This window comes from Dolichospermum sp. UHCC 0259, from assembly GCF_009711935.1.
In the GTDB taxonomy this organism is placed as follows: domain Bacteria; phylum Cyanobacteriota; class Cyanobacteriia; order Cyanobacteriales; family Nostocaceae; genus Dolichospermum.
Map to the genome: position 1 here is coordinate 1 of NZ_VIKX01000163.1, position 11,608 is coordinate 11,608.

Consider the following 11,608-nt stretch of genomic DNA (forward strand, 5'->3'; position numbering starts at 1 on the left):
AATAGCCCCCCTATTCTCTCTCAAATTCACAATTTTTTGCTTGACAGACCACTAGTGCGATATTGGGGAGTTGGTTAGCGTTAGGTTTGTATAAACAAAGTCAACAAGAGCAAAAAGCCTTAAAACAACAAAATGCTGAACAATTACAAGCACAATTTTATCAAATGTTACTACAAAATCAAGGCAGAGTAACTTTGTTAAATTTTGCCATGCAGTCCCAATTACCAGCAGCGGAAGCTAAACAATATTTGGATAAAAAAGCTAAAGAATTTAATGCAAATTTTCAAGTAACTGAAGAAGGGGCTGTATCATATCATTTTGATGTTTAATAGGTCAAATGACACAGTTTTTCTTAACTATAGCCGCCATTTTTGGCGGTTTGTCTGTTGCTGGTGGTGCTTTTGGCGCTCATGCTTTGCGGGAAAAAATTACTGAACGTGCTTTAGAAATATTTGATACTGGCGCTCGTTACCAAATGTATCACGCTCTGGCACTTTTGCTAGTCGCCATCCTCATCAGTCGTTTAGAAAGTCCACCGACGACGCTTTTAGTTAGTGGTTGGTTATTTATAATTGGTGTCGTAATTTTTTCCGGTAGCTTATATGCTCTCAGTTTAACTGGTATTAGGTCTTTAGGAGCAGTTGCCCCATTAGGAGGATTGGCATTAATGCTGGGTTGGGCTGCTTTAGCTGTAGCTGGTGCAACCATCAAGTTTTAATCAGTAGCCAATGAGAAATGGAGTCTAAATTATCACTCAAAGTATCCCGTTTCCTCTTGCCTATTGCCTTTTCTTTCTTATGTATTGAAAAATAGTATCATCAGGTGGTGACATCAAGTAGGTAGAATATTACCGCAGTCTTATAAAATAGGTGTAGCCAGCACGTGAAGATATTTGTATATCACACTCCCGAATTGACCCCAACTGATACAGTTCCAGAATGTGCGATCGCTGTTGATGTTCTGCGAGCAACTAGTACAATGGCTACAGTTTTAGCCGCTGGAGGTGAAGCTGTACAGGTTTTCAGCGATTTAAATCAACTGATGGAAGTGAGTGAACAATGGCCTTCAGAAAAGCGACTCAGGGCTGGAGAACGGGGTGGTGCTAAAGTAGCTGGTTTTGAGTTGGGTAACTCACCCTTGGATTGCACAGCCGAATTAGTTGCCGGCAAAAGGTTATTTATTAGTACCACCAATGGCACAAGGGCTTTACAACGGATACAAAATGCCCCCATTGTCCTCGCAGCAGCTTTGATTAATCGGGCAGCAGTAGTTAAATTTCTCCTAGAAAAGCAACCGGAAACTGTCTGGATTGTGGGTTCTGGTTGGGAAGGAAGTTATTCTTTAGAGGATACAGTATGTGCAGGGGCGATCGCTCATAGCATTTGGCAACAAACTAATTGTACCCTAGCAGAAATCAGTGGGAATGATGAAACAATTAGTGCGATCGCCCTTTACTCCCAATGGCAAAATGACCTATTAGGACTACTCCATCAAGCTAGTCACGGTCAACGCTTATTACGCTTAGAATGTTTAGAAGACCTCAAATATTGTTCCCAAACCGATACTTTAGATATTTTACCGATTCAAACAGAACCAGGAGTATTAAAACGCTAACTCTCAAAAACCTCCCGAAATTTCTACTTTAGTTTGTGGATTGCGTCAGTTTCAATCCTGCTTTCAGGGCTGGAAACTCGCTCTGGGTAAGGTTGTGTGTACATCGTAGAGCAGGGAAGGGGACTTAGGGGTTAGGTTTTTGGAAATTATTGGTTTCATCTAATACTTTTCAAACAACCTCTAACCCCCCAAAATAATTTTTGTAACAGTTGCCACGATTTCTTAAATTTGCCTGGAAAATCAATTAATTGAGTTGATGGTATATTTATCAAAGCATCAATAATTAATAAAACTTTAACTATCTGTTGATGCAAATCACCGCGACTCAGCTAAGAAAGTGCTATGGTAAAAGAAATAATTGGGCATTTACAACCGACACTCACCTAAGTGTTCCATATTCGGGCTGCTCTGTAAAAAACTGATCAACTCAACCCGTATTTGTTAACCGACAAATAAAATATCTAAGTCATCATTAACAAAAAACCAAAAAAAATAAATGAAGTATCAAGGTTATTAGGATAAAAAACTAGCAAACATCAGAAAATTCTGATTGATAAACTGTCAAAAACACAACTATTTCAGCTAATATACATGAACCAATCTGCGAAACGTTACTCACCGCTCCAAGCTGCCATGATTGGTGGAGCGATCGCTACAACTGCTACTATATCTGTATTTGGTCAAGCCTGGACACACTGCGTTCGGGCTGCTTTACAAGATAGTCCGAAAGCATTAGTTGACCAAGTTTGGCAGTTGGTAAATCGTGAATATGTTGATGAGAAATTTAACCAACAAGATTGGCAAGCAGTTAGGCAAAGTCTATTAAGTAAAGATTATACATCTAAAGACGAAGCTTATGTAGCAATCCGCGAAGCTTTGCAAAAACTAGGTGATCCCTATACCCGGTTTATGAACCCCAAACAATACGAATCCCTGACAAACCAAACATCTGGGGAAGTGTCCGGGATAGGGATTCGGATGCAAATCAACGAAAAAACCAAACGCCTCACGGTTATAGAAGCCATAGAAAACTCTCCAGCCCTCAAAGCCGGACTGAAATCAGGCGATGAAATTTTGGCAATAAATGGTAAATCTACCCTAAAAATGACAGTAGAAGATGCCTCAAAATTAATTCGTGGTCAAATAGGTACTTCTGTTAGCTTAGATATAGAAAGACCAAATAACAAATTTAACATTAAATTAACAAGGGCAACCATAGAAGTTCCCACAGTCCGGTATACCCTTAAACAAGAATCTGGTCGCCGAGTAGGGTATATTCGGTTACAAGAATTTAGCTCCCATGCGGCGGATCAAATGCGGGTAGCTATTCGCACCTTAAAGAAGCAAAAAGTTGATTCCTACGTTTTAGATTTGCGAGGTAATCCCGGTGGTTTGTTAAATGCGAGTATAGAAATTGCCCGGATGTGGTTAGATGACGGTCATATCGTCAAAACCGTAGACCGCAAAGGGTCAAGCTCTCAAACCAAAGCAAATCAGACAGCTATTACAAAACTACCTTTAGCAGTTTTAGTGGATGGTAATTCCGCCAGCGCTAGTGAAATCCTCACCGGCGCACTCAAAGATAATAAACGGGCTGTAGTTGTGGGTAGTCAAACCTTCGGTAAGGCTTTGGTGCAGTCAGTCCATGAACTAGGAGATGGTTCAGGTTTAGCTGTGACTATTGCCCATTACTATACACCCAATGGTACAGATATAAATCATAAAGGAATTTCCCCCGATATCAAGCTGGACTTGACCCAAACTCAAGAACGCCAACTAGCTTCTAATCCGAATTTAATCGGTACAAATAGCGATCCCCAATATACCCGTGCTATTGCTGTGCTTTCTAATGGCAAATTAGCGCAATCAGTGACAAATCAAAATCCTCAGTCTATTAGTGTCAATGCTAAAGACTTGAAGTTTTAGCATTTATTGTGGGTTGGGTTATGGGTAAACCACGTTCCGTGAACCTTCCACAACCCAACCTACGAATCAAAAGTTAATGAAATGAATACACTCCCTATCTTCTTCTGCTACCAAAACCGGAAGAACGACGACTGGAAGAACGTCCACCACTACCAAAACTACTGCCAGAATTGCGTCGGCTAGAGCTAGAGTTACCAGAAGGACGAAGGTTACTACCACCAAACCCAGAGCCAGAAGCTCGTCCAGTTTTGGTGGTGCGGTTTGCACTTCCTGAAGACGAATTTCTGATGTTTCCTGTGGTGCGGAAGGCCGTGCGATTTCTCACTGCTGCGGGTGGTTCATTGTAGCGAGAACGGTAACTAGAAACAGCCGAGTCATAGTTAGAACCATAGCCACCATAACCATTCATGATTCCACCGGGCTGATAAACGGGGGGAACATAATATTGAGGTCTAAATAACATACTACCAATAGCTTGACCTGCAACATTACCAACTAAAGCTCCGGCAAAAGGGGCCCAAAAACTACTTTGCTGACGGACAATTACCGTTTCTGGTTGTCCGGTTTGGGGATTGTTTCTGGTTTCGGTGACATTGTGGATGTACTCAAGTTTGAAGTCTTCAGTCATGTATAGGACTGGCTGACTATTCTCTACTTTTAAGTAAGTTTTCTTACCTGCTTTGATTTCGTCATCTGTCAATCGTGCCATTTGCAGCTTTTCTGTGGCAAAGCTGGGGGGATTGTTATTGAGTAAAAACAAGGTATACTCACCATTGGCATCGTTGTATGTACCCTGTTGTACTTCATACTGACCATCATTTAACTTGGTAGGAGTAGCAGTTTGGCTAATGTTCTTACTTGAGGAATTAGCTTGGTTTCCTCCCCCGCAAGCGACAGTTGTTAAGCACAAAGTTAAGGCTAAACAAACAACTGTAAATTTACGTAGTATACTGATAATCATCGTGTTCATGTTTATTTTCGGGTACTAATTACAGACTAACGAATTATTTACAGGGGAATCAATTCTGGATAATATTCCAATAATTGATCGCTGGAAAGTTCATCACCTAATTGGGCTGGGGAAAAATGCACTTGGATAGCGCGGAGTTTATGTTTGTAGTGTAGATTAATTAGGGCTTTAAAGGCTGCTTTCAAGGCGGAAATGTTAGCTAAATCGGTTTCTAACTCTGGAATTTCCCCTTCGGACCCGACTATAATCATGACAATGATGTTCCGGGTGACAGGAAGTGATAAGGGCTGATTGGAAGAGGTTGAATTCAAATCAAGATTAGCTCCATATCTTTGGGCTGAGTCTGTGAATAATTCATTGACATAATCTCCTGCTTCCCCTTCGTTCCAAAAGACATCACCTTCATTGGCAGCAGAGAACCAATATTCGTCATATTGAAGAAAAGTTTGGCATAGTTGCACCAATTCTTCTCCTAAAATATCCATATCGCCATCAGCATTGATGGCTGTTCTAGCGGCACTATTGAGAACACCTAAGATTGGTGCTACTTCATCTCCCTGTAAATGCAAAAACAACCGACAGACAATATAGCGAGTTCTGCCCATCATGCGATTAAACATTTGTTGTCTCCTATAATTTTAGTAAATTATGAAATAGTATTGCAACTGACAACTGACAATTAACCAATGCAGTAAAATTCTTTGATAAAATCTGCAATCACAGCAAAATCGGGTATGGTATATACTGATTTATCAGATATCTCCTCATTGTTGGGAATTTTTTTCCCAAATTGAGGATGATCGTAAACTGTTAGATTTTTAGAGTGAGAATTTGTTAATACTGTTCTGGTAGGTGCTTTGAAAAAACTAAGTTTTTGGGCTGCTCCTAAATTTCTGTTTGTTTCTTCAATTATCTTGGCTTTTCTCATAGCTTTCGATAAAAAGATGATTAGTTGTTTGACTATTTTGATGGATTTGAGATCCTGCTGTTGGATGAATTCAGCACGCATCATATCTACCATAGTATAAATATTGGTTTTGGTGATGTTAGCATCTTGAAATGGCAGAACGGCGATAAAAGCTGTAGAAAATAAAGTTAGGTCGTTATCTATACAAAAAGTTAAAGTGGTTCTGCGAGCGCTGATTTCTATGTTAGGTGGTTGGATTAGGGCTGGGTATTCTTGAGAGATTTTATAATAAGTGCCGGCGAGAACAAAGTTAGCCTGATGGTTGAGGGGTAAATCAATAATAATTTGCAAGCTGGGGGGAGTAAGATTAAAAAATTCTTTGGCTTTTTCTGGGGTAAAATTCTGAATGATTGAGCGATCGCCATTAGTGGAAAGATCAACCCATTGGCAAATAATCCCTTCTATTTTTAATCCAAATCGGGGTGTGCCATGCAGTTTAGCACCGGTTAATGTCGCTCCCGATAAATCAGCACCATTCCATTCAACTTTAATTAATTTTGCCTGGGTTAAATTGGCATGAACAAAACTCGTGTTGGTTAAATTGGCATTGGTCAAATCTGCACCGGTTAAATTAGCTCCGCTGAGTTTGGCATCGCTTAAATCGGCACAACTAAGATTAGCTCCACGTAAATCCACCCAACGCAGATTAGCTCCTCGCAAGTCGGCACCAGTGAGGTTAGCTAAGGATAGGTTAGCTTGTCTCAGTTCGGTGTTTTGGAGATTAGCTCCGGTAAGGTCACAAGCTCCTAATTCTGTCCCCTGGAGATTAGCCATTTCTAAGTTAGCTTCTCTGAGAAAACATCCTCTGAGGTTGGCTTCGCTCAAGTTAGCATGACGGAGATTCACTTGTCTGAGTGTGGCTTCTCGTAAATCAGCACCACTAAGATTGGCATCTGAGAGATTAGCACGAGTTAAATCAGCCCGAACTAACTCACCACGAACTAGGGAAGCTCCACAAAGTTGAGCGCGACTCAAATCTGCCCGCACTAAATTGGCAACATTAAGACTACATCCGTTGAGAATCGCATCGGTAAGATTTGCCCCACTCAGTCGAGCCACATTCATTTGAGCATTGGTTAAGTCAGCTTTACTGAGATTTATACCACTTAAGTTGGCTACACTCAAGTTGGCTTGACTTAGGTTAATCCCACTAAGATTAATGCTACTAAAATTTGATTCTGCTAGGTTAAGACCACTAAAGTCTAAAACCCCTTCTGCATATTTGGCGATTAGTTCTGCTTCTAAATTCATGAATCTACCCTGGTATTGCCAACTTTGGGAGTTGGAGTTGGTAAAGTATCGAGAGAACAAGTAAAAATTAAATTTTCAAAATGACGATGAAAATTGGTATTGTAGGACTGGGACTCATTGGTGGTTGTTTAGGTTTTGATTTACGATCGCAAGGACATTATATTTTAGGTGTCAGCCGTCGTGAATCAACCTGTGAGAAAGCAATTAAACTTGGTAGTGTTGATCAAGCGTCGGTGGATTTGAGCTTGTTGGCATTAGCTGATGTTGTATTTATTTGTACCCCGATAGGACTGATAGTCCCCCAAGTCAAAGAATTAATAACTCATTTACCAAAGACTACCATTATCACTGATGTTGGTTCAGTCAAAACACCCATAGTGGAAACGATTTCTCCTTTATGGGAAAATTTTGTGGGTGGTCATCCTATGGCGGGCAAAACTGATGTCGGGATAGAAGCAGCACAGCGAGATTTGTTTGTCAATCGGCCTTATGTATTAACGCCAGTGGAGACAACACCCAGTGATGCTGTAACAATTGTAGAAGAAATTGTGCGATCGCTCGGTTCTATTATCTACCATTGTCAACCAAAACAACATGACCGGGCTGTGAGTTGGATTTCCCATTTACCTGTAATGGTAAGTGCCTCCTTGATAGCAGCTTGTTTAAGTGAACAAGATCAAGAAATCGCTACATTAGCCCAAAATTTTGCTAGTTCGGGGTTTCGAGATACAAGTAGGGTTGGGGGAGGAAATCCCGAATTAGGAGTCATGATGGCGCAATATAACCGCCAAGCATTATTACATTCTCTTCATCAATACCGCGAAAATTTAGACGAATTTATTCATATAATTGAGCAGGAAAAATGGGAATTGTTAGCAGAAAAGTTTAAATTCAATCAGCAAGCGCGTCCTGATTTCGTGGGAGTCAGGATTCAGGAGGAATGATCCAAAACTTGGAAAAGTGCTGGAGATGAAATATAGTTGAGGGCGCAGGCCCTGCGCCCCTACTTATTGTGATTTACACATTAAACCGGAATAATAACACATCACCTTCTTGGACGATATATTCTTTTCCTTCACTTCTGACTAAGCCTTTTTCTTTAGCTGCACTCATTGAACCATGAGTGACTAAATCGTTATAAGCGACAGTTTCTGCCCGAATAAATCCCCGTTCAAAATCAGAGTGAATGACTCCTGCGGCTTGAGGTGCAGACATTCCGGCATTGATTGTCCAAGCCCTGGTTTCTTTCGGTCCACAGGTGAAATAAGTCCGCAATCCTAAAAGAGTGTAAGTTGCCCGAATTAAGGATTTTAGCCCACCTTCTTTGACTCCCAAAGATTCCAGAAAATCAGCTTTATCTGCTTCGGGTAGTTCTACTAATTCTGCTTCTACTTGAGCAGAAACTATGACAACTTGGGCATTTTCGAGTGCCGCAACTGTTCGCACTTTTTCGACAAAATCATTACCTGTAGCTAAGTCTTCTTCAGAAACATTAGCAGCGTAAATAATAGGTTTATTGGTAAGTAATCCTAAGCCCTTAATAATTTCCGATTCTTCGGCATTTAAACCAACTTGACGGACAGATTTACCCTCATTTAAAGCGGTGGCTAATTTTTCCAGAATTTCTACTTCAACCTGGGCATCCTTGCTGGTGCGGGCGAGTTTCCGAGTTCTCTCAATCCGTTTTTCAATTTGGAATAAGTCCGATAAACCAAGTTCTAAATTAATGATTTCAATATCTCGCGCTGGGTCAACAGAACCGGCTACGTGAATGATATCATCATTTTCAAAACAACGCACGACATGAACGATCGCATCAACTTCCCGAATGTGGGATAAAAATTGATTACCCAGTCCTTCTCCCTGACTTGCACCTTTAACTAAACCGGCAATGTCAACAAATTCCACACGGGCAGGGATAGTTTGCACTGAGGTGGCAATTTTGGCGAGAACGTCTAACCGGTCATCGGGGACGGAGACCATGCCAACATTCGGTTCAATGGTGCAGAATGGGAAGTTAGCGGCTTCAGCTTTAGCATTAGCGACTACAGCGTTAAATAGGGTTGATTTTCCGACGTTGGGAAGTCCGACAATTCCGGCTCTTAGCATTGTAAATTTTAGATTTTGGTTTCAAGTATAAGGATAATTCAAACAGGTGGAGCATGGTTGGAGTTAATTGCCAAACAGACTTTCATCCTTGACTGAAAAATCTGTTTATGTAACCCTTAATTAAGGTATCTTTTTGTGGCTGTCCGAAAATGACTTTTAAAGCCTGGGGACAATCTTGGCAAACAATTCGGAAATCTTTACAACGCCCAATTCTCGAAAATAATTTACTGCTTCCGGGAGCGTTGAGTGCGCTGTTATCAATTGGATTATGGCAGTTAGGGGCTTGGACTACCTTAGAATTACTAGGATTTAATGTATTATTTTCTGCTCGTAACTCGCTGACTAATCCTCGTTGGGATGCAAGAGTAGCAGTAATTGGCATTGATGATACTACATTACGTGAATATGGACAGTTTCCCCTGTCGCGCGATCGCTATGCTCAATTATTAGAAACCCTAGAAGCCTCTCCCCCAGCCACTATCGGCTTTGATATTCTCTTTGTTGAACCTAGCATTTATGATTCCACATTGGCTGAAGCAATGGCAATCAATGGCCAGGTGGTTTTAGCCATTGCCCCCGGTTTACAGAAACAAACCCTCCGTCCTGTACCAATTTTAGATAATGTTACCTCAAAGGGACACATTGTGAGCAATGCTGATTTAGATGGAGTCACCCGACAAAGTTTTCTCTACATTGATCAAGTTCCATCCTTGAGTATCAAGTTATTAGAGGTTTACAATCATAACTTACAGCAAACATTCAGCCCAGATCACAATAATTCTCGCCAATCACTTATTCCCATTCCCTCGCCACTTAACAAAGAACCAAGATGGATTAACTGGGTAGCACCAACTCACCAAATCCCCACCTATTCCTTTGCTGATATTCTCAAAAGAAAAATTGATCCAGCCAAACTCAAAAATAAAATTCTTCTCGTGGGCATGACTGCCACCGGAGCAAACGATCCCTTACGAACACCCTACGAGCAAACACCACCAACATCCGGTATTTATGTACACGCTGCCGTCCTTGATAATCTCCTTAACCACCGATTTCTCCAGAGATTACCTTGGCAATTAGAACTATTATTATTATTTAGTATCGGCATGATTGGGAGTCTAATTCTCACTCCTTTGAAATTTTACCACCGCATTTTGGTTTTGGGGACATTATCTTTTACTTGGTTTACTTTATCATTATTAACTTTAACAATTTCTAATCTTTGGTTACCTACGGCTGCTCCCATTGGCACGGTTTTCTTAGTAGGACTCAGCGTCCAGTGGCAAGAACAAAAAGAAAAGCAACAATTAATGAGTTTGTTTGCTCGTCATGTTTCCCAGGAAACAGCAACATTAATTTGGCAACATCGGGATGAGATTTTTCAAAACGGTCAATTAGATGCTAAAGAAATGATCGCCACAGTGATGTTTAGCGATATCCGCAATTTTACAACGATTTCCGAAGGCATGAAACCACGAGAACTGCTTGATTGGTTAAATTCTTATTTAGGTGCTATGGCCGAGTGTGTGCAAAAGCATCATGGAGTAGTTGATAAATATATTGGGGATGCCGTGATGGCCGTTTTTGGTATTCCCCTACCCCATAGACGAGTTGAAGAAATTCAACAGGACGCTATTAATGCTGTGTCTGCGGCAATTTCTATGCAGGAAAGATTAATAACATTAAATCAGGAGTTGGAACGTTCAGGTAAACCTACTATTAGTATTGGCATTGGTATTCATACAGGTTTAGTGATTGCAGGTAGTATTGGTGGCTCTCAACGGTTAAATTATTCTGTCTTGGGAGATGCTGTTAATGTTGCTTCCCGTTTAGAACAACTCAACAAAAGCACAAAAGTGGGAAATTTTCATAACATTCTAATTAGCGAAACCACATTTCAACTAATTAAACAACATTTTTCTACCCAAAAAATCCAGCAGTTACAATTACGTGGACGGCGACAATTGACCATGATTTACGCTATTACAGGTAAATTGATAGAGTAGGAGGTAGGGGAGCAGGGCCTGCGCCCAGTCATCACTACAATTATTGAATATTCCTATATCAAAGATTCTCTAACCAAGTTTGCAACTTTTCCACAGTATCTAAATCAAATATTGCCTCTCCTAAAGTTTCAATGATTTCTATATTTAAACTTCTAATCTTGGTCTCTAATTCTAGATCAATTTGTCCAAATTTCCTATTAACTAGACGGATAATTAAATTCTTTTCTCTTTCAATTCCTCTTTCAATTCCTCTTTCAATTCCTTTTTCAATTCCTTCTTCCATCCAACTGGTAACAATTTGCATAACTCCCTCCTTTTCCTCTGTTATTAATGAACCTATTTCTGTTTGAAATTTATTTTCTTCTATTTTATTCAATCTCAAAGAAGATTCCTATATCAAACACCCTCTAACCAAGCTTGCAACTTTTCCACAGTATCTAAATCAAATATTGCCTCTCCTAAAGTTTCAATGATTTCTATATTTAAACTTCTAATCTTGGTCTCTAATTCTAGATCAATTTGTCCAAATTTCCTATTAACTAGACGGATAATTAAATTCTTTTCTCTTTCAATTCCTTTTTCGATTCCTTTTTCGATTCCTTTTTCGATTCCTTTTTCAATTCCTCTTTCAATTCCTCTTTCGATTCCTTTTTCAATTCCTTCTTCCATCCAACTGGTAACAATTTGCATAACTCCCTCCTTTTCCTCTGTTATTAATGAACCTATTTCTGTTTGAAATTTATTTTCTTCTATTTTATTCAATCT

At 40.1% G+C, this 11,608-nt stretch carries 11 protein-coding genes and 1 pseudogene; 6 read left to right on the top strand and 6 right to left on the bottom strand.

Annotation, left to right across the window (positions count from 1 at the left end; translation table 11 throughout):
• Nucleotides 1-53: 53 nt before the first annotated feature.
• From FJR05_RS12650 to ctpB, 4 genes and pseudogenes are all read left to right on the top strand, one after another.
• Nucleotides 54-329, top strand: a pseudogene (locus FJR05_RS12650) (hypothetical protein); the annotation flags it as partial.
• 8 nt (nucleotides 330-337) lie between these two features.
• Entirely contained in the window at nucleotides 338-718 is a 381-nt protein-coding gene (locus FJR05_RS12655) for a DUF423 domain-containing protein (protein WP_168644439.1), read from the top strand.
• A gap of 164 nt (nucleotides 719-882) precedes the next feature.
• Nucleotides 883-1,614 (top strand): 2-phosphosulfolactate phosphatase family protein, encoded by a 732-nt coding sequence (locus tag FJR05_RS12660; protein WP_168644440.1) that lies wholly within the window; start codon nucleotides 883-885, stop codon nucleotides 1,612-1,614.
• A 591-nt stretch (nucleotides 1,615-2,205) separates the two neighbouring features.
• Nucleotides 2,206-3,540, top strand: a complete 1,335-nt coding sequence (ctpB, locus tag FJR05_RS12665; protein WP_168644441.1) for a carboxyl-terminal processing protease CtpB — start codon at nucleotides 2,206-2,208, stop codon at nucleotides 3,538-3,540.
• Nucleotides 3,541-3,634: 94 nt separating this feature from the next.
• Here ctpB and FJR05_RS12670 read toward each other — a convergent pair whose 3' ends face one another.
• Genes FJR05_RS12670 through FJR05_RS12680 form a run of 3 tightly spaced genes read right to left on the bottom strand, consistent with a single transcriptional unit; the run spans nucleotide 3,635 to nucleotide 6,728 of the window.
• Nucleotides 3,635-4,501, bottom strand: coding sequence for a DUF1190 domain-containing protein (locus tag FJR05_RS12670; protein WP_168644448.1), 867 nt, complete (start codon nucleotides 4,499-4,501; stop codon nucleotides 3,635-3,637).
• A gap of 47 nt (nucleotides 4,502-4,548) precedes the next feature.
• A complete protein-coding gene (locus FJR05_RS12675) occupies nucleotides 4,549-5,130 on the bottom strand; it encodes a DUF1517 domain-containing protein (RefSeq protein WP_168644442.1) in 582 nt (193 codons plus the stop codon).
• Nucleotides 5,131-5,189: 59 nt separating this feature from the next.
• Nucleotides 5,190-6,728, bottom strand: coding sequence for a pentapeptide repeat-containing protein (locus tag FJR05_RS12680; RefSeq protein ID WP_168644443.1), 1,539 nt, complete (start codon nucleotides 6,726-6,728; stop codon nucleotides 5,190-5,192).
• An 86-nt stretch (nucleotides 6,729-6,814) separates the two neighbouring features.
• Here FJR05_RS12680 and FJR05_RS12685 point away from each other — a divergent pair, with 86 nt between their 5' ends.
• Complete coding sequence (locus tag FJR05_RS12685; protein ID WP_168644444.1) at nucleotides 6,815-7,672, top strand: prephenate/arogenate dehydrogenase; 858 nt, start codon at nucleotides 6,815-6,817, stop codon at nucleotides 7,670-7,672.
• Nucleotides 7,673-7,745: 73 nt separating this feature from the next.
• Here FJR05_RS12685 and ychF read toward each other — a convergent pair whose 3' ends face one another.
• The gene (ychF, locus tag FJR05_RS12690; RefSeq protein ID WP_168644445.1) at nucleotides 7,746-8,837 is read right to left on the bottom strand and encodes a redox-regulated ATPase YchF; all 1,092 of its coding nucleotides are present in this window, start codon (nucleotides 8,835-8,837) and stop codon (nucleotides 7,746-7,748) included.
• Nucleotides 8,838-8,986: 149 nt separating this feature from the next.
• Here ychF and FJR05_RS12695 point away from each other — a divergent pair, with 149 nt between their 5' ends.
• Nucleotides 8,987-10,843, top strand: coding sequence for a CHASE2 domain-containing protein (locus FJR05_RS12695; protein WP_168644446.1), 1,857 nt, complete (start codon nucleotides 8,987-8,989; stop codon nucleotides 10,841-10,843).
• 58 nt (nucleotides 10,844-10,901) lie between these two features.
• Here the strand turns inward: FJR05_RS12695 and FJR05_RS12700 are convergent, their stop codons facing one another.
• Both FJR05_RS12700 and FJR05_RS12705 read right to left on the bottom strand, forming a co-directional pair.
• On the bottom strand, nucleotides 10,902-11,147 hold the full coding sequence (locus FJR05_RS12700) for a DUF4351 domain-containing protein (protein ID WP_254446927.1): 246 nt from the start codon (nucleotides 11,145-11,147) through the stop codon (nucleotides 10,902-10,904).
• Nucleotides 11,148-11,239: 92 nt separating this feature from the next.
• Nucleotides 11,240-11,608: DUF4351 domain-containing protein (locus tag FJR05_RS12705; RefSeq protein ID WP_168644447.1), on the bottom strand; the 369-nt coding region annotated here is incomplete at its 5' end.

Coding starts and splice junctions, on each gene's coding strand:
- FJR05_RS12685 (WP_168644444.1), top strand. CDS start 6,815: ATGAAAATTGGTATTGTAGGACTGGGACTCATTGGTGGTTGTTTAGGT.
- FJR05_RS12695 (WP_168644446.1), top strand. CDS start 8,987: ATGACTTTTAAAGCCTGGGGACAATCTTGGCAAACAATTCGGAAATCT.
- ctpB (WP_168644441.1), top strand. CDS start 2,206: ATGAACCAATCTGCGAAACGTTACTCACCGCTCCAAGCTGCCATGATT.
- FJR05_RS12675 (WP_168644442.1), bottom strand. CDS start 5,130: ATGTTTAATCGCATGATGGGCAGAACTCGCTATATTGTCTGTCGGTTG.
- FJR05_RS12670 (WP_168644448.1), bottom strand. CDS start 4,501: ATGATTATCAGTATACTACGTAAATTTACAGTTGTTTGTTTAGCCTTA.
- ychF (WP_168644445.1), bottom strand. CDS start 8,837: ATGCTAAGAGCCGGAATTGTCGGACTTCCCAACGTCGGAAAATCAACC.
- FJR05_RS12700 (WP_254446927.1), bottom strand. CDS start 11,147: ATGCAAATTGTTACCAGTTGGATGGAAGAAGGAATTGAAAAAGGAATT.
- FJR05_RS12655 (WP_168644439.1), top strand. CDS start 338: ATGACACAGTTTTTCTTAACTATAGCCGCCATTTTTGGCGGTTTGTCT.
- FJR05_RS12680 (WP_168644443.1), bottom strand. CDS start 6,728: ATGAATTTAGAAGCAGAACTAATCGCCAAATATGCAGAAGGGGTTTTA.